Source organism: Pseudomonas shirazensis (genome assembly GCF_050496565.1).
Classification (GTDB): domain Bacteria; phylum Pseudomonadota; class Gammaproteobacteria; order Pseudomonadales; family Pseudomonadaceae; genus Aquipseudomonas; species Aquipseudomonas shirazensis_A.
Window position 1 is genome coordinate 21,779 of sequence record NZ_JBNWAE010000012.1, and the last position, 17,769, is coordinate 39,547.

The following is a 17,769-nucleotide window of genomic DNA, read 5'->3' on the forward strand; positions in this document are numbered from 1 at the left end:
ACTGCTCTGCCACGGGGCTTGCAGCGTTCAAATAAAAAGCTGGCACTGGCCTTGCTCTGGCTCTCCTCAAACAATAAAACGAGGTGCGCCATGCGCCAGCCCGGCCCGATCATCGGGATCATTGCCAACCCTGCCTCCGGTCGCGACCTGCGCCGCCTGACGGCCAGTGCCGGTTTGTATTCCAGCACCGACAAAGCCTCGGCCATCCAGCGCCTGCTCGCCGCATTTGGTGCCACCGGCATTGCCAGGGTGCTGCTGCCAACCGATATGACCGGCATCGCCGCCGCGGTGCTCAAGGCCAGTACTGGCCCGATGGCCCGTGAGCAGCGCTGGCCGACGTTGCAGATGCTCGATCTGCCCCTGACCCAAACCGTCGCCGACACCCGCCTCGCGGCTCGCCAGATGGTCGAGCAGGGCGTGGCGATGATCGCTGTGCTGGGCGGTGACGGCACGCACAAAGCGGTCGCCGCCGAAGCCGGCGATACGCCGTTGCTGACCTTGTCGACCGGCACCAACAATGCCTTCCCTGAACTGCGCGAAGCGACCAGCGCGGGCCTCGCCGGTGGCCTGCTGGCCAGCGGGCAGATCCCTGCGGATATCGGCCTGCGCCGCAACAAGCGGTTGCTGGTGCGGGTGCCGCAACAGCAGCTGTGCGAATGGGCGTTGGTCGAGGTCGCGGTGTCGCCACAGCGCTTTGTCGGCGCCCGCGCCTTGAGCCGCAGCGAAGACCTGGCCGAAGTGTTCGCCTGCTTCGCCGAGCCACACGCCATCGGCCTGTCGGCCATCTGCGGGCTGTGGTGCCCGGTGTCGCGTCAGGCCGAGCAGGGCGCCTGGGTCCGCCTCGACGCCAGCGCCACCCAGGTCTTGCTGGCGCCGCTCGCGCCCGGCCTGTTGCAAGGCTGCGGGTTGACCGCCAGTGGCCCGCTGCAGCCCGGCGTGGCGTACCCGCTGAGCCTGCGCAGCGGCACCCTGGCGCTGGATGGCGAGCGGGAAATCGAGTTTGCCGAGCAAGACACCCCAACCATCACCCTCGACCTGCACGGCCCACTGTCGGTCGATGTCGAGGCGGTGTTGGCGCATGCCGCCCGCCACCATTTGCTGGTCGTCCCCCGCGACCAGCGGCACACCCCTGCAACCCTGCGTTGAGACAACCCTGGAGAACAACAAGATGTCCACCCAACTCAGTTCCGAGCAGTTGCTGCATGCCTATGAAGTCATGCGCACCATTCGCGCCTTCGAAGAGCGCCTGCATGTCGAGTTTGCCACCGGCGAGATCCCCGGTTTCGTCCACCTGTATGCCGGCGAAGAAGCCTCTGCGGCCGGGGTCATGGCGCACCTGCGCGATGCCGATTGCATCGCCTCCAACCACCGCGGCCATGGCCACTGCATCGCCAAGGGCGTCGATGTGTACGGGATGATGGCCGAGATCTACGGCAAGAAGACCGGCGTCTGCGGCGGCAAGGGCGGGTCGATGCACATCGCCGATCTGTCCAAGGGCATGCTCGGCGCCAACGGCATCGTCGGTGCTGGCGCGCCGCTGGTGGCCGGCTCGGCGCTGGCAGCCAAGCTCAAGGGCCGCGATGACGTCTCGGTGGTGTTCTTCGGCGACGGCGCCTCCAACGAAGGCGCGGTGTTCGAAGCCATGAACATGGCCTCGGTGATGAACCTGGCGTGCATCTTCGTCGCCGAGAACAACGGCTACGCCGAGGCCACCGCATCGAAGTGGTCGGTGGCCTGCGACCATATTGCCGACCGCGCCGCCGGCTTCGGCATGCCCGGGGTGACGATCGACGGCTACGACTTCTTTGCCGTGCACGAAGCCGCAGGCGCCGCCGTCGAGCGCGCGCGCAGCGGCCAGGGGCCGTCGCTGATCGAGGTCAAGCTGACCCGCTATTACGGCCACTTCGAGGGCGACGCACAAACCTATCGCGCCCCCGACGAGGTGAAGAACCTGCGCGAAACCCGCGACTGCCTGCTGCAGTTTCGCAACAAGACCACCCGTGCCGGCCTGCTCAGCGCCGCGCAACTGGACGCCATCGATGGCCGCGTCGACGACCTGATCGAAGACGCCGTGCGCCGTGCCAAGGCCGACCCCAAACCACAGCCCGCCGACCTGCTCAGCGACGTTTACGTCAGCTACCCGTGAGCCCCCGACAATAACAACTACAGGACAATCACCATGGCAAGAAAGATCAGTTACCAGCAGGCCATCAATGAGGCCCTGGCTCAGGAAATGCGCCGCGACAGCACGGTGTTCATCATTGGCGAAGACGTCGCCGGCGGCGCCGGTGCGCCCGGTGAGCAGGACGCCTGGGGTGGCGTGCTTGGCGTGACCAAGGGCCTTTATCATCAGTTTCCGGGGCGGGTGCTGGATGCGCCGCTGTCCGAAATCGGTTACGTCGGTGCTGCCGTCGGTGCTGCCACCCAAGGCCTGCGGCCGGTCTGCGAACTGATGTTCGTCGACTTCGCCGGCTGCTGCCTGGACCAGATCCTCAACCAGGCGGCGAAGTTTCGCTATATGTTCGGCGGCAAGGCGGTGACACCGCTGGTGATGCGCACCATGGTCGGCGCCGGCCTGCGCGCAGCGGCCCAGCACTCGCAGATGCTCACCTCGCTGTGGACCCATATCCCGGGCCTGAAGGTGGTCTGCCCGTCGTCGCCGTATGACGCCAAGGGCCTGCTGATCCAGGCTATCCGTGACAACGACCCGGTGATCTTCTGTGAGCACAAGCTGCTCTACAGCATGCAGGGCGAAGTGCCCGAAGAGCTCTACACCATACCGTTCGGCGAGGCCAACTACCTGCGCGACGGCAACGACATCACCCTGGTGACCTACGGGCGCATGGTCCATCTGGCCATGGAGGCCGCCAACAACCTGGCCCGCCAGGGCATCGACTGCGAGGTGCTCGACCTGCGCACCACCAGCCCGCTGGACGAAGACAGCATCCTTGAGAGCGTGGAGAAAACCGGCCGGCTGGTGGTGATCGACGAAGCCAACCCGCGTTGCTCGCTGGCCACCGACATCAGTGCGCTGGTCGCGCAGAAGGCCTTTGCCGAGCTCAAGGGGCCGATCGAGATGGTTACCGCGCCGCACACGCCGGTGCCGTTTTCCGATGCCCTCGAAGACCTGTACATCCCCGATGCGGCGAAGATCGAAGCCGCCGTGCGTAAAGTCATGGACGCCTCAAGGAGTGCTGCATGAGCCAGATCCATACCCTGACCATGCCCAAGTGGGGCCTGTCGATGACCGAGGGCCGAGTCGACGCTTGGCTCAAGCAGGAAGGCGAGCAGATCAACAAGGGCGACGAAGTGCTGGATGTCGAGACCGACAAGATCAGCAGCAGCGTCGAGGCGCCGTTCAGCGGCGTGTTGCGCCGCCAGGTCGCCAAGCCGGACGAAACCCTGGCGGTCGGCGCGTTACTTGCCGTGCTGGTCGACGGTGAAGCGGATGAGGCCGAGATCGACACAGTGGTCGAGCGCTTCCAGGCCGAGTTCGTCGCCAGTGCTGCCAGTGAGCAGGCGCAAGGCCCGGCACCGCAGAAGGCCGAGGTCGGCGGGCGCCTGCTGCGCTGGTTCGAGCTGGGCGAGGGCGGCACGCCACTGGTGCTGGTGCACGGCTTTGGCGGCGACCTCAACAACTGGCTGTTCAACCACCCGGCCCTGGCCGCCGAACGGCGGGTGATTGCGCTGGACCTGCCCGGCCACGGCGAGTCGGCAAAGACCCTTGAGCATGGTGACCTGGACGAACTCAGCGGCGCCGTGTTGGCCTTGCTCGACCACCTCGATATCACCCGCGCACACCTGGCTGGGCACTCCATGGGCGGCGCGGTGTGCTTGAACCTGGCCCGCCTGGCGCCGCAGCGGGTGGCCAGCCTGAGCCTGATCGCCAGCGCCGGTCTGGGCCAGGAGATCAACGGCGAGTACCTGCGCGGTTTTGTCGAGGCAGCCAATCGCAATGGCCTGAAACCGGCCATGAGCCAACTGTTTGCCGACCAGGGCATGGTCACCCGGCAGATGCTCGAGGACATGCTCAAGTTCAAGCGCCTCGAAAGCGTCGACGCTGCCCTGCGCTTGTTGGCCGCGGCGATTGCCGACGGCGACCAGCAGCGGCATGACCTGCGCGGCGTGATCGCGCAACAGCCGACCCTGGTGCTATGGGGCAGCGAAGACGCGATCATCCCGGCCAGCCATGCCCAGGGCGTAGAGGCCGAAGCGGTGGTGCTGCCAGGGGTTGGCCATATGGTGCAGATGGAAGCTGCCGAGCAGATCAACCAGCTGCTGCAGGACTTTGTCCGCAAGCACTGATCCCGTGAGCCTGGAGACAACAACAATGAACGACCTCAGCCACTCCCACATGCGCGCCGCCGTCTGGCACGGGCGCAATGACATCCGCGTCGAACAGGTCCCCCTGCCGGCAGACCCTCCGCCGGGCTGGGTGCAGATCAAGGTCGACTGGTGCGGTATCTGCGGTTCTGACCTGCACGAATACGTGGCCGGGCCAGTGTTTATCCCGGTCGAAGCACCGCACCCGCTGACCGGTATTCAGGGCCAGTGCATTCTAGGCCACGAATTCTGCGGCGAGATCGCCAAGCTCGGCGAGGGCGTCAGCGGCTATGCCGTTGGCGACCCGGTTGCGGCCGACGCCTGCCAGCACTGCGGCACCTGCTATTACTGCACCCATGGCTTGTACAACATCTGTGAAAAACTGGCCTTTACCGGGCTGATGAACAACGGTGCGTTCGCCGAGCTAGTGAATGTCCCGGCCAATCTGCTCTACCGCCTGCCTGAAGGGTTTCCGCGTGAAGCCGGGGCGCTGATCGAACCGCTGGCGGTGGGCATGCATGCGGTGAAAAAGGCCGGCAGCCTGCTTGGGCAGAACGTGGTGGTAGTCGGGGCCGGCACCATCGGCCTGTGCACCATCATGTGCGCCAAGGCCGCAGGCGCGGCTCAGGTCATCGCCCTGGAGATGTCCTCGGCGCGCAAAGCCAAGGCCCTTGAGGTCGGCGCCAGTGCGGTGCTCGACCCGAGCCAGTGCGACGCGCTGGCTGAAATTCGCGCGCTTACTGGCGGCCTGGGTGCTGATGTCAGCTTCGAATGCATCGGCAACAAGAACACCGCCAAGCTGGCCATCGATGCGATTCGCAAAGCGGGCAAGTGCGTGCTGGTGGGTATTTTCGAGGAGCCGAGCTCGTTCAACTTCTTCGATCTGGTCTCGACCGAGAAGCAGGTGCTGGGTGCCTTGGCCTACAACGGCGAGTTTGCCGATGTGATCGCCTTCATCAACGATGGCCGCCTGAACATTCAGCCACTGGTGACCGGGCGCATTGGCCTGGAGCAGATCGTCGAGCTGGGCTTTGAGGAGTTGGTCAACAACAAGGAGCAGAACGTGAAGATCATCGTCTCGCCGGGCGGGCGCTGATCTGCACAGACTGATCTACACAGGGAGATGCGCTGGCCGCCAGCGGCCAGCGCAGATCAGGCAGACCCTTAGTATTCGCTCAGGGAAAACTCGGTCAGGCAGAAGGTCGGCACGCCTGCGTCCTGCAGCCGTTGCGAGCCTTCCAGCTCCGGCAGGTCGATGATCGCCGCCGCTTCGAACACTTGCGCGCCGGTGCGACGGACCAGGTTGGCTGCTGCCAGCAAGGTACCGCCGGTGGCAATCAGGTCATCGAAGATCAGCACCGAGTCACCTTCACACAGACTGTCGGCGTGCACTTCAAGAAACGCCTCGCCATACTCGGTCTGATAGCCCTCGGACAACACATGCGCCGGCAGCTTGCCCTGTTTGCGGAACAGGATCAGCGGCTTGTTCAGCTGGTGGGCGATGATCGAACCGATCAGAAAACCACGCGCATCCATGGCACCGATATGGCTGAATTCGGCCTCGACATAGCGCTCGATGAACCGGTCGGCCACATAGCGCAGGCCGCGCGGCGACTGGAACAGCGGGGTGATGTCACGGAAGATCACACCCGGCTTGGGGAAGTCCACTACCGGGCGGATCAGGGCTTTGAGGTCGAAAGTGTCGCTGTACATGAGGGGTATCCTGAGAAATCTGGCCGCAAGTATACCCCGTCAGCCGACTCAGGCGTCGATTGCGCCGCCGGCCAGTGCGCACAGCTGGATCGGATCGAGGATGTGCACTTCCTTGCCTTCGGCAGTGATCAGGCCGTTTTGCTGGAAGCGCGTGAACACCCGCGACACGGTTTCCACAGCCAGGCCCAGGTAGTTGCCAATCTCGTTGCGCGACATGCTCAGGCGGAACTGGTTGGCCGAATAACCGCGTGCGCGGAAGCGCGCCGACAGGTTGACCAGGAAGGTGGCGATGCGCTCGTCGGCGGTCTTTTTCGAGAGCAGCAGCATCATTTGCTGGTCATCGCGAATCTCCCGGCTCATCACCCGCATCAGCTGACGGCGCAGCTGCGGCAATTGCACCGACAGCTCGTCGAGGCGCTCGAAGGGGATCTCGCACACCGAGGTGGTTTCCTGGGCCTGGGCCGATACCGGGTAAGCCTCGGTGTCCATCCCCGACAGGCCGACCAGCTCGCTCGGCAGGTGGAAGCCGGTGATCTGCTCCTCGCCGCTGTCGCTCAGGCTGAAAGTCTTCAGGGCACCGGAGCGAACTGCGTAGACCGAGCCAAAATCGTCACCCTGTCGGAACAGGAATTCCCCCTTTTTCAGCGGGCGGCCGCGTTTGACGATTTCATCCAGCGCATCCATGTCCTCAAGGTTAAGGGACAATGGCAGGCACAACGGGGCCAGGCTGCAATCCTTGCAGTGGGCCTGGTTGTGTGTGCGCAGTTTTACTGGCTCGGACATTTCGATCGATCCTTGTGGGAAATCACACATAAGCCGTAAGGATAACCGACGGCATGGCTTGAGGGCCAGCCTGCACTTTTTTTGTGCAGGCTGGCGGGGCTGCAGCGTGGTGTCGCGCAGCTCGTCCTCAGCCAATGATGTGCCTGCTCCACAGGGAAGTCCATGCGCTGCTTGGTCGCGTCAGATCACCCGCGAGAAGCGCTGGCGATTGTGTTGCGCCAGGTAGGCATCGAACACCATGCACACCGAGCGGACCAGCAGGCGCCCGGCCGGTAGCACCTTGATGCCCTTGCTGTCGAGACGGATCAGGCCGTCGCGGTGCATCGCCTGCAGTTGCGGCCACAGCTCATTGAAGTAACCACGAAAATCGATCATGAAGGCGCGTTCGATCTGCTCGAAATCCAGCTCGAAGTGGCAGATCAATTGCTGGATCACCGCCCGGCGCAGGCGATCATCCTGGTTGCACAGCAGCCCGCGTTGGGTCGCCAGTTGCGCGTTGGAGAGCAGTTCCTTGTAGGTGTTCAGGTCGCTGCTGTTCTGGCAGTACAGGTCGCCGATCTGGCTGATCGCCGACACGCCGAGGCCGATCAGGTCGCAATGACCGTGGGTGGTGTAGCCCTGGAAGTTGCGCTGCAGGGTGCCTTCTTCCTGGGCGATGGCCAGCTCGTCATCAGGCAGGGCAAAGTGGTCCATGCCGATGTAGCGATAACCCGCTGCGGTCAGTTGCTCGATGGTGGCGTGGAGCATTTCCAGCTTGGCTGCCGGGGCCGGCAGGTCGTTGCTGTCGATGCGTCGCTGGGGCATGAAGCGTTCTGGCAGGTGCGCGTAGTTGAACACCGAAAGGCGATCGGGCTGCAGCCGGATCACTTCGTCGACGGTGCGGGCAAAACCTTCCGGGGTCTGCTTGGGCAGGCCGTAGATCAAGTCCAGATTGACCGAGCGGAACTGCAAGGTACGCGCCGCCTCGATCAGGGCGCGGGTCTGCTCCAGGCTCTGCAGGCGGTTGACCGCCCGCTGCACCACGGGGTCGAGGTCTTGCACACCGAGGCTGACCCGGTTGAAGCCCAGTTCGCGCAGCAGGCCCATGGTCGACCAGTCGGCTTCACGCGGGTCAAGCTCGATACCGTAGTCGCCGGAGTCGTCGTCGAGCAGGTTGAAGTGCTCGCGCAGGGTCGCCATCAGCTGACGCAATTCGACATGGCTGAGGAAGGTCGGCGTGCCGCCACCAAAGTGCAGCTGTTCAACACGCTGTTTAGGTTCCAGATGACAGGCGATCAGCTGGATTTCCTGTTGCAGGCGCTGCAGGTAGGGCAGGGCGCGGGCGCGGTCCTTGGTGATGACCTTGTTGCACGCGCAGTAGTAGCAGATGTTGGCGCAGAACGGCACGTGCACATACAGCGACAGCGGCCGTACCGCGCGGCGGCTCTCGCGCAGGGCATGCAGCAGGTCGAACGAACCCACTTCGCTGTGCAGTTGCAGAGCGGTTGGGTAAGAGGTGTAGCGAGGGCCGGCCAGGTCGTAACGGCGGATAAGGTCGGCGTCCCAACGAAGTTCGTCGAGCATGTGGAATAGTCCCCGGATAGGAGCAGCAGTGTCCGAAGTCTATGGGCGTCTGTAGGAATCTGTTTTGATTTGTATCAACGCGCCTCGCGAGGCGCGCTCAGTGGCCCATCAGCCAGTGCTGGTGCGGCCCGGGCAGGGTCCACAGGCCAAACACCATCACCAGCAGGCCGCCGGCCACGCGCACACTGCGTTTGCGCAGCAGCCGATTGACCCGCTCGGCGGCCAGGCCGGTGGCGAGCAGTACCGGCCAGGTACCGAGGCCGAATGCAAGCATCAGCGCCGCGCTGTAGCCGGCGTTGCCCTGGCTCGCCGCCCATAGCAGGGTGCTGTAGACCAGCCCGCACGGCAGCCAGCCCCACAGTGCACCGAGCAGCAGCGCCCGCGGCAGGCTCGATACCGGCAGCAAGCGCGTGGCCAGCGGTTGAATATGCCGCCACAGGCCGCGGCCCAGTGCTTCGATGCGAGTCAGCCCGCTCCACCAGCCGGCCAGGTACAGGCCCATGGCGATCAACAGCAACGCCGCGATTACTCGCAACACCTGCGCTGCCGGGCTGCTGGCCACGGCCCAGCCGGCCATGCCCAGCAGCAGGCCGGCGCTGGCGTAGCTGAGCACGCGGCCGAGGTTATAGGCAAGCAACAAGCGCAGCCGGCGGCCGCGTTGCTCGGCGGGTATGGCCAGGGTCAGCGCGCCCATCAGGCCGCCGCACATGCCCAGGCAGTGGCCGCCACCGAGCAGGCCGAGTACCAGGGCCGAGCCCAGCAGGGGCAGCAGGTCAAACACGGGGCGGGGTGTCCTCATCTGCGGGCTTGGTGTCGTGCTTGACCGCCGCTTGATGGCCTGGGTCCTGGTCATCGAAGAGGATGCTGTGCGCCGGGCTGTCGAGGTCGTCGTACTGGCCGCTGTCGACCGCCCAGAAGAAGATGTAGATGGCCACGCCAACGATCAGCAGGGCTGCGGGAATCATGATGTACAGCGCAGGCATGGCGGTATCGCTCAGTGAAGGATGGTCGCGCCGGCAACCGCCTCGACGCGCGCGGTGCTGGCAGGCGCGGGATCGGGCAGGCGGGTCAGGCGCAGGGCATTGAGCACCACCACCAGCGAGCTGACCGACATGCCGATGGCGGCCCACACGGGGGTGATCCAGCCCAGCGCCGCGAACGGCAACATCAGGCCATTGTACAAGGTTGCCCAGGCCAGGTTCTCGACGATTATCCGCCGCGTGCGGCGTGCCAGCAGCAGCGCCTGGGCCAGCGCTTGCAGGCGGTTGGACAACAGCACCGCATCGGCGCTGGTTTTTGCCAGGTCAGTGGCCGAGCCCATGGCAATGCTGATGTCCGCTGCAGCCAGCACCGGCACGTCATTGACCCCGTCACCGAGCATCAACACCTTGCGCCCTTCGGCCTGCAAGGTGCGCAGGCGGGCCAGCTTGTCGTCGGGGCGCAGGCCGCCAACCGCTTGATCGATGCCCAGTTGCGCGGCCACCTCGGCGACCATCGGTGAGCTGTCGCCCGACAGCAACAAGGTCTTCCAACCGCGCGCCTTGCAGGCTTCGAGCAACCCCTGGGCGTCGTCGCGCAGGCGGTCGTCCAGGCCAAACCAGGCCAGCGGCCCGTTGGCATCGCCGAGCAGCAGCCACTGGCCACGCGGCTCGGGCAGCGGCGGTGGCTCGCTGCCGCTCAGGGCGCAGACGAAGCTGGCCTGGCCGATGCGCAAGTGCTGGCCATCGAGTTGGCCTTCCAGGCCCAGCCCGGGCACGTTCTGCACCTCTTCAGCGGGCCGCGTGCTGCGGCCGAAGGCACGCGCGATCGGGTGCTCGGAGCGGTTTTCCAGCGCAGCGGCGAGGGCCAGGCACTGGTCGCTGCCCAGCGTGCCCAAGGGGCGGATGCTGCGCAGGGTCAGGCGGCCTTCGGTGAGCGTGCCGGTCTTGTCGAAGATCACCGTGTCGATCTGGTTGAGGCCTTCCAGCACATGCCCGCGTGTCACCAGCAGGCCAAGCTTGTGCAGGGTGCCGGTGGCGGTGGTCAGTGCGGTCGGCGTGGCCAGCGACAGGGCGCAGGGGCAGGTGGCGACCAGCATCGCCAGCACGATCCAGAATGCCCGGCTCGGGTCCAGTTGCCACCAGAGCAAGCCGATGGCGACCGCGGCCAGCAGGGTGAATAACAAGAACCACTGCGAGGCGCGGTCGGCGATCTGCGCCAGGCGCGGCTTTTCGGACTGGGCGCGTTCCAGCAGCCGGACGATGGCGGACAAGCGCGTGGCCTGACCCAGCGCCTGGACCTCCACGGTCAGCGTGCTTTCGATGTTCAAGGTGCCGCCGGTGACATGATCGCCCGGGCTGCGCGCCAGCGGCAGGTACTCGCCGGTGAGCAATGACTCGTCGATGCTCGAACGGCCCTCGACAATCCGCCCGTCCGCCGGGATCACCGCGCCGGGCAGCACCTGCACCCGATCACCGCAGTTGAGTTCGGCCAGCAGAATGCGCTCGCTGCGCCCCTCGCTATCCAGCCGCAGGCACGAGGCGGGCAGCAGGTTGACCAGTTGTGCGGTGGCCGCCGCTGTGCGCTCGCGGGCGCGGCGTTCAAGGTAACGACCGGTCAGCAGAAACAAGGCAAACATGCCGACCGTGTCGAAGTACAGCTCGCCACTGCCGGTGATCGCCGTCCAGATCCCGGCGCAGTAGGCCAGGGCGATGGCCAGCGATACCGACACGTCCATGGTCAGGTGGCGGGTGCGCAGGTCGCGCGCGGCGCCCTTGAAAAACGGCGCGCAGCTGTAGAACACGATCGGTGTGGTCAGAAACAGCGCGACCCAGCGCAGGATGGTGTGCAGCTCGGGGCTCAGGTCGATGTTGAATTCCGGCCAAGTGGCCATGGTCGCCATCATCGCCTGGAACCACAACAGCCCGGCCACACCCAGGCGGCGCAGGGCGCTGCGGTTCTCCCGGGCAAGCTGCTCGGCGGCCTGGTCGGGCTGATAAGGGTGGGCGGCGTAGCCGATCTGGCGCAGCTCGGCCATCAGCTTCGACAGCGGCAGTTGCAGGTCATCCCAGCTCAGCAGCAGGCGGTGGTTGGACAGGTTCAGGCGCGCGTCGGCCACTCCTGGCACATTGCGCAGGTGCTTCTCGATCAGCCAGCCGCAGGCGGCGCAACTGATGCCCTCGATCATCAGGATCGCTTCGGCCTGGCCATGGTCATGGCGGACGAAGCCTTGCTGCACGTCGTTGCGGTCGTACAGTGCCAGTTCGTCCTGCAACTGCTGGGGCAGGGCTTCGGGGTTGGCGCTGGTTTCACTGCGGTGCTGGTAGTAGTGCTCAAGGCCACCGGCAACGATGGATTCGGCAACCGCCTGGCAACCGGGGCAGCAGAATGCCCGCAGCTCGCCCAACACCTTGGCGTTGAAGCGGCTGCCGGCAGGGACCGGCAGGGCGCAGTGGTAGCACGGGGTGGGCTGAGTCATCACATCATGGCCTTACAAAAACCGCACGGTGGCACGCATCCCCTGTAGGAGCGGCCTTGTGTCGCGAAAGGGCTGCGAAGCGGCCCCGGCAATCTCGGCCGCGGCACAAATCCCGGGGCCGCTCCGCGACCCTTTCCGACCGGTCCGGCGCCCCGGCAAGGCCGCTCCTACAGGTGCTCGGCGCCTTGGATGGCTTCGTCGCCGAGTTGCAGGGTCACGCCGTGCTCGACTTTCTCTTCCTCGAACAAGCGCCAGATGTGGCCATCCTGGCTACCCAGCAACTCGACAAAGCGCCGGCCCTCGACCTTGTCGTCCAATTGGCCAACATAGCGGCCCGCTTCGCTGCGCGCCAACTGGACCTTGCGGTCCTTGTCCGGCTGGGTCGGTGAGATCAGGTTGAGCTCCAGGGTCTGCGGATCGCTGTTGCCACTCAGGCGCAGCTCGACCTCGCCGGTCAGCTCATCAAGGAACACGCTGGCCTTGAGGTTGAGAGTCTGCGCCAGCAGCTCGCGGTCGAGCGAGCGGTTGATACCTTTGCCGGCCTCGTAGTAGTTGTCGTTGACCAGGTTGTCCGGGTTGCGCACGGCAATGCTGACCATGGTCAGGCTCAGGCACACCGAGGTGGTGAGGATGCCGATGAGGATCCAGGGCCAGAGGTGCTTGTACCAGGGGCTGGCGGCAGTAGCAGGCATGGAGCGGGTTCCTTAGCGAATTTGCGGGCCGATGAATCGGCTCTTGGCTTCAACCTGGGTGCCATTGTCGTCGGCGTCCTTGAGGGTGAAGATGACTTCATTGGTGGTCGACGGCAACTGCTCGGGAGCCACCGACAGCTGTACCGGCAGGCTGACGATATCACCGGCCTCGACGCGAATCTCGCGTCGGCCTTGCAGTTGCAGGTCTGGCAGGCCGCTGGCGTCGAGCACGTAGACGTGATCGCGCTGGTCCTTGTTCATGACCTTGAGGCTGTACACGTTCTCGATCCGCCCTTGGGCGTTTTCGCGGTACAGCACGCGGTCCTTGCTGACATCGAAGCCCACCAGCGAACGGGTGGCAAAGGCCGTGGCCAGGGCGCCGATCATCACCAGCAGGACTACTGCATAACCGATCAGGCGCGGCCGCGCCATGTGGGTTTTCTGTCCGGACAGGTTGTGTTCGGTGGTGTAGCTGACCAGCCCGCGCGGGTAGTTCATCTTGTCCATGATGGTGTCGCAGGCGTCGATGCAGGCGGCGCAGCCGATGCACTCGACCTGCAGGCCGTCACGGATGTCGATGCCGGTCGGGCACACCTGCACGCACATGGTGCAGTCGATGCAGTCGCCCAGACCTTGCGCCTTGTAGTCGGCGTCTTTCTTGCGCGGGCCGCGCAGCTCGCCGCGGCGCGGGTCGTACGAGACGATCAGGGTGTCCTTGTCGAACATCACACTCTGGAAGCGCGCATACGGGCACATGTAGATGCACACCTGTTCGCGCAGCCAGCCGGCATTGCCGTAGGTGGCCAGGGTGAAGAAGCCGACCCAGAAGTAGGCCCAGCCATCGGCTTGGCCGGTGAAGAATTCCACGAGCAGTTCGCGGATCGGCGAGAAGTAACCGACAAAGGTCACCCCGGTGACGAAACCGATCAGCAGCCACAGGCTGTGCTTGGCGGTCTTGCGTGCGAGCTTGTTGGCGCTCATTGGCGCCTTGTCGAGCTTCATGCGCTGGTTGCGGTCACCTTCTGTGATTTTCTCGCACCACATGAACACCCAGGTCCACACGCTTTGCGGGCAAGTGTAGCCGCACCAGATGCGCCCGGCGAACACGGTGATGAAAAACAGGCCAAAAGCGGCGACGATCAGAATGCCCGACAGCAGAATGAAATCCTGCGGCCAGATGGTGGTGCCAAAGATGTAGAACTTGCGCTCGGGCAGGTTCCACCAGACGGCCTGATGGCCACCCCAGTTCAGCCACACGGTGCCGAAGTAGAGCAGAAACAGCAGCGCGCCGCCGACCATGCGCAGCCTGCGGAACACGCCGGTGAAGGCGCGGGTGTAGATCTTGGCACGGGAGGCATAGAGGTCGACGGAATCCTTTCCCTTGTTGGCAGGCGGGGTCACGTCATGTACCGGAATGTGCTTGCTCATCATCGAGTCCCACGGCAGTGGAGAAGTGCCGCGACCAGTGCATGCCGGCCGCGGTCGTGCGCCTGGTGCTGACGCTCTGCGGCCTATGATACGCCTGTGCTGGCGGGGTCGGACCGCACTGCGACGTTATGTCGCGTTGGGTTTGCCTATGAAATGGTGTATGCGCGATTGTCAATTGATCCAGATCAGCCGAGACGCAAACGCCTCGGCTGATCTGGCTGGATTACGGCTTGGCAGGCTCGGCCGGTTCCTGCTGCGACAAGCTGTACACATAGGCGGCCAGCAGGTGCACCTTGTCATTGCCTTGCAGTTCAGCCTGGGCCGGCATCTGGCCCTGACGACCGTAGCGGATGGTCTGCTGCAACTGGGCGAAGCTTGAGCCGTAGATGAACGCCTGCGGATGGGTCAGGTCAGGTGCGCCCATGGCCGGCGTGCCCTTGGCCTCGGGCCCGTGGCAGGCCACGCAGTTGGTGGCGAACAGTTTCTGGCCGTTGGCAGGATCTGCCTTGATACCCTCTGGCAGCTTGCGCCCGTCCAGGTTGGTCAGGACAAAGGCGGCCACATCAGCCACACCTTGCTCACCGAGCACCTCGGCCCAGGCCGGCATCACGCCGTGGCGGCCGTTCATGATCGAGGCCTTGATCGTCTCCGGCTCACCGCCCCAGCGCCAGTCGCTGTCGGTCAGGTTGGGGAAGCCATAGGCGCCCTTGGCGTCGGAACCGTGGCACACCGAGCAGTTGGAGGCGAACAACCGGCCACCCATTTTCAGCGCCTGCGGGTCCTTGGCGACTTCCTCGATCGGCATCGCGGCAAACTTGGCAAAGATCGGCCCGAAGCGGGCATTGGCCTTGGCCATTTCCTTTTCCCACTCGTGCACGCCGGTCCAGCCCGCCTCACCGTTGCTGAACTCGGTCTGCTTGTCGTTATCGAGGTAGCTGTAGCCCGGCAGGATGCCTTTCCAGTTGCCCAGGCCTGGGTACAGCACCAGGTAACCCAGGGCAAAGATGATGGTGCCGACAAACAGCCAGAACCACCATTTGGGCAGCGGGTTGTCGTATTCCTCGATGCCGTCGAAGGCGTGGCCAACGGTCTCGTCGGTGATGTCTTCGCGCTGGCCCTTGCGGGTCGACAGCAGCAGCCAGGTAAGGGCGAAGATCGTGCCCAACGTCAGCACGCTGACGTACAGGCTCCAGAAGGTAGTCATTGTTGTTTGCTCCTAGACGCTTTTGCTTGCGCTTGCTCGACGTGCTGGCTGGCTTCGGGGTCATCGGCAAAAGGCAGTTGCGTGGCCTCGTCGAAGTCGCGCTTGCGCCGCGGGCTGAACACCCACAACGCGAGGCCGACGAACGCCACCAGTACCACCACGGTGCCCAGGCCACGGATCATTCCGATATCCATCAGCGTCACCGTTTGCTTTTGATGATGGTGCCAAGGCCTTGCAGGTACGCCACCAGCGCGTCCATCTCGGTCTTGCCGCGGACAGCATCGGCGGCGCCGGCGATGTCGGCATCGGTGTACGGCACGCCCAGGGTGCGCAGCACTTCGAGCTTTTTCGCGGTGTCCTTGCCATCGAGCTTGTGCTCGACCAGCCACGGGTAGGACGGCATCTTCGACTCGGGCACGACGTTGCGCGGGTTGTACAGGTGCGCGCGGTGCCAGTCATCCGAGTAACGCCCGCCGACCCGCGCCAGGTCCGGCCCGGTACGCTTGGAGCCCCACAGGAACGGGTGATCCCAGACGCTTTCACCGGCCACCGAGTAGTGCCCGTAGCGTTCGGTTTCGGCGCGGAATGGGCGGATCATCTGCGAGTGGCAGCCGACGCAGCCTTCGCGGATATAGATATCGCGGCCTTCAAGCTCCAGCGCAGTGCGCGGCTTCATGCCTTCGACCGGCTTGTTGGTGACGTCCTGGAAAAACAGCGGGACGATCTGGGTCAGGCCACCGATGCTGACGGCGATGACCATGAAGAAGGCCAACAGGCCGATGTTCTTCTCGACTGCTTCATGCTTCATCAGTGCGCTCCCACAACGACGATCTTGGCGGCGGCTTCAGCTTCTGTGGCGTCCGCTGCACGTACCGTGCGCAACACGTTGTAAGCCATCAGCAACATCCCCGAGGCGAAGAACGCACCGCCCACTGCGCGGACGATATAGCCCGGATGGCTGGCCTGCAGCGCCTCGACGAACGAGTAGGTGAGGGTGCCGTCATCGTTGATCGCACGCCACATCAGGCCCTGGGTAATGCCGTTGACCCACATCGAGGCGATGTACAGCACGGTGCCGATGGTCGCCAGCCAGAAGTGCGCGTTGATCAGACCGACGCTGTGCATCTGCGCCCGGCCGTAGAGCTTGGGAATCATGTGGTAGATGGCGCCGATCGAGATCATCGCCACCCAGCCAAGCGCGCCGGCGTGTACGTGGCCGATGGTCCAGTCGGTGTAGTGCGACAGCGAGTTGACCGTCTTGATCGCCATCATCGGCCCTTCGAAGGTCGACATGCCGTAGAACGCCAGCGACACCACCAGGAAGCGCAGGATCGGGTCGGTGCGCAGTTTGTGCCAGGCCCCGGACAGGGTCATCATGCCGTTGATCATGCCGCCCCAGCTCGGCGCCAGGAGGATGATCGACATGACCATGCCCAGCGACTGCGCCCAGTCAGGCAGAGCGGTGTAATGCAGGTGGTGCGGGCCAGCCCAGATGTACAGGGTGATCAGCGCCCAGAAGTGCACGATCGACAAGCGGTACGAGTAGATCGGCCGCTCGGCCTGCTTGGGCACGAAGTAATACATCATGCCGAGGAAGCCCGTGGTCAGGAAGAAGCCCACCGCGTTGTGCCCGTACCACCACTGGATCATCGCGTCTGTCGCGCCGGCGTAGGCCGAATACGACTTGAACAGGCTGACCGGCAGCGAGATGTGGTTGACGATGTGCAGCATCGCGGTGACGACGATGAAGGCACCGTAGAACCAGTTGCCGACATAGATGTGCTTGGTCTTGCGCTTGACGATGGTGCCGAAGAACACCACCCCGTAGGTGACCCAGACGATCGCCAGCAGAATCGCGATCGGCCACTCGAGCTCGGCGTATTCCTTGGTCGTGGTGTAACCCAATGGCAGGGTGATCAAGGCGCTGACGATGACCGCCTGCCAACCCCAGAAGGTGAACGCCGCCAAACTGTCGGAAATCAACCGCGTCTGGCAGGTGCGCTGCACCACGTAATAGGAGGTGCCAAACAGCGCACAGCCACCAAAGGCGAAAATCACCAGGTTGGTGTGCAGCGGGCGCAGGCGGCCAAAGCTGGTCCAGGGCAGGTCGAGGTTCAGTTGCGGCCAGACCAGTTGCGAGGCGATGAACACCCCGAGCCCCATGCCAAGGATCCCCCAGACCACCGTCATGATGGCGAACTGGCGGACGACCTTATAGTTATAAGCAGTCGGACTGATTGCTGTGCTCATTCTAAGGTTCCACGGTTTGAATATTCTTGTTTGTTGAAAATCGGCGCCAGTATCGGTAACCCCTGGGGGTATGGCAACGCAAGGCTCCTTGCGCCGACCCGTGTCCACACCCTGCATACTGCCGTCCCGCAGCGCTTGGGTCTGGACGATTGTACACAAATAAATATTTGTTATGTGTACCGTTTCTCGACTTTTTCTGATCGATCGGTCAGGCTTTTTTGGGCCTGCCTGGGTAGGTCGGATACCCTCCGAAAGCCGTAGCTTGAACCGCCCAAAGTCGGCCCAGCATCAGGCGCCATAAGACGTGCGAGCAGGGCGTTGCCGCCTTGGCATCAAGCTTAGTTGTGTTCGGAGGG

17 protein-coding genes are annotated in these 17,769 nt (G+C 64.3%); 5 read left to right on the top strand and 12 right to left on the bottom strand.

The window, feature by feature from the left end:
• Positions 1-90 precede the first annotated feature (90 nt).
• The 5 genes from ACQZ2L_RS17645 to ACQZ2L_RS17665 are packed head-to-tail and all read left to right on the top strand — an operon-like array spanning position 91 to position 5,419.
• Positions 91-1,146, top strand: coding sequence for an ATP-NAD kinase family protein (locus tag ACQZ2L_RS17645; RefSeq protein ID WP_430327165.1), 1,056 nt, complete (start codon positions 91-93; stop codon positions 1,144-1,146).
• A gap of 22 nt (positions 1,147-1,168) precedes the next feature.
• Complete coding sequence (locus ACQZ2L_RS17650) at positions 1,169-2,146, top strand: thiamine pyrophosphate-dependent dehydrogenase E1 component subunit alpha (RefSeq protein WP_430327166.1); 978 nt, start codon at positions 1,169-1,171, stop codon at positions 2,144-2,146.
• Positions 2,147-2,179: 33 nt separating this feature from the next.
• Entirely contained in the window at positions 2,180-3,202 is a 1,023-nt protein-coding gene (locus ACQZ2L_RS17655) for an alpha-ketoacid dehydrogenase subunit beta (RefSeq protein WP_430327167.1), read from the top strand.
• The gene (locus ACQZ2L_RS17660) at positions 3,199-4,305 is read left to right on the top strand and encodes an acetoin dehydrogenase dihydrolipoyllysine-residue acetyltransferase subunit (RefSeq protein WP_430327168.1); all 1,107 of its coding nucleotides are present in this window, start codon (positions 3,199-3,201) and stop codon (positions 4,303-4,305) included. The genes ACQZ2L_RS17655 and ACQZ2L_RS17660 overlap by 4 nt, the downstream gene beginning before the upstream one ends.
• A gap of 49 nt (positions 4,306-4,354) precedes the next feature.
• Positions 4,355-5,419, top strand: coding sequence for a 2,3-butanediol dehydrogenase (locus tag ACQZ2L_RS17665; RefSeq protein WP_430327254.1), 1,065 nt, complete (start codon positions 4,355-4,357; stop codon positions 5,417-5,419).
• A gap of 68 nt (positions 5,420-5,487) precedes the next feature.
• Here the strand turns inward: ACQZ2L_RS17665 and ACQZ2L_RS17670 are convergent, their stop codons facing one another.
• The 12 genes from ACQZ2L_RS17670 to ccoN all read right to left on the bottom strand — a co-directional run bounded on the left by ACQZ2L_RS17670 (position 5,488) and on the right by ccoN (position 17,413).
• Positions 5,488-6,036 carry an adenine phosphoribosyltransferase gene (locus tag ACQZ2L_RS17670; RefSeq protein WP_101318049.1) on the bottom strand — a complete coding sequence of 183 codons (549 nt, stop codon included), beginning with the start codon at positions 6,034-6,036 and terminating at the stop codon, positions 5,488-5,490.
• 48 nt (positions 6,037-6,084) lie between these two features.
• On the bottom strand, positions 6,085-6,819 hold the full coding sequence (gene fnrA, locus ACQZ2L_RS17675; RefSeq protein ID WP_101318051.1) for a Crp/Fnr family transcriptional regulator FnrA: 735 nt from the start codon (positions 6,817-6,819) through the stop codon (positions 6,085-6,087).
• Positions 6,820-6,999: 180 nt separating this feature from the next.
• The gene (gene hemN, locus ACQZ2L_RS17680; RefSeq protein WP_430327169.1) at positions 7,000-8,382 is read right to left on the bottom strand and encodes an oxygen-independent coproporphyrinogen III oxidase; all 1,383 of its coding nucleotides are present in this window, start codon (positions 8,380-8,382) and stop codon (positions 7,000-7,002) included.
• Positions 8,383-8,479: 97 nt separating this feature from the next.
• A complete protein-coding gene (locus tag ACQZ2L_RS17685; RefSeq protein WP_430327170.1) occupies positions 8,480-9,163 on the bottom strand; it encodes a sulfite exporter TauE/SafE family protein in 684 nt (227 codons plus the stop codon).
• A complete protein-coding gene (ccoS, locus tag ACQZ2L_RS17690) occupies positions 9,156-9,365 on the bottom strand; it encodes a cbb3-type cytochrome oxidase assembly protein CcoS (protein ID WP_103436728.1) in 210 nt (69 codons plus the stop codon). The genes ACQZ2L_RS17685 and ccoS overlap by 8 nt, the downstream gene beginning before the upstream one ends.
• A gap of 11 nt (positions 9,366-9,376) precedes the next feature.
• Positions 9,377-11,839: a heavy metal translocating P-type ATPase gene (locus ACQZ2L_RS17695; RefSeq protein WP_430327171.1), complete on the bottom strand. Its 2,463-nt coding sequence runs from the start codon at positions 11,837-11,839 to the stop codon at positions 9,377-9,379.
• Positions 11,840-12,006: 167 nt separating this feature from the next.
• Positions 12,007-12,531 carry a FixH family protein gene (locus tag ACQZ2L_RS17700; RefSeq protein WP_103436730.1) on the bottom strand — a complete coding sequence of 175 codons (525 nt, stop codon included), beginning with the start codon at positions 12,529-12,531 and terminating at the stop codon, positions 12,007-12,009.
• 12 nt (positions 12,532-12,543) lie between these two features.
• Complete coding sequence (ccoG, locus tag ACQZ2L_RS17705) at positions 12,544-13,959, bottom strand: cytochrome c oxidase accessory protein CcoG (RefSeq protein ID WP_430327172.1); 1,416 nt, start codon at positions 13,957-13,959, stop codon at positions 12,544-12,546.
• Between the two features lie 223 nt (positions 13,960-14,182).
• A complete protein-coding gene (gene ccoP, locus ACQZ2L_RS17710) occupies positions 14,183-15,163 on the bottom strand; it encodes a cytochrome-c oxidase, cbb3-type subunit III (protein WP_430327173.1) in 981 nt (326 codons plus the stop codon).
• A complete protein-coding gene (locus ACQZ2L_RS17715; protein ID WP_101318067.1) occupies positions 15,160-15,357 on the bottom strand; it encodes a cbb3-type cytochrome oxidase subunit 3 in 198 nt (65 codons plus the stop codon). Before ACQZ2L_RS17715 ends, ccoP begins: the two co-directional genes overlap by 4 nt.
• Before the next feature lie 5 nt (positions 15,358-15,362).
• Positions 15,363-15,971, bottom strand: a complete 609-nt coding sequence (gene ccoO, locus ACQZ2L_RS17720; protein ID WP_101318069.1) for a cytochrome-c oxidase, cbb3-type subunit II — start codon at positions 15,969-15,971, stop codon at positions 15,363-15,365.
• On the bottom strand, positions 15,971-17,413 hold the full coding sequence (gene ccoN, locus ACQZ2L_RS17725) for a cytochrome-c oxidase, cbb3-type subunit I (protein ID WP_103436733.1): 1,443 nt from the start codon (positions 17,411-17,413) through the stop codon (positions 15,971-15,973). Before ccoN ends, ccoO begins: the two co-directional genes overlap by 1 nt.
• Between the last annotated feature and the right edge of the window lie 356 nt (positions 17,414-17,769).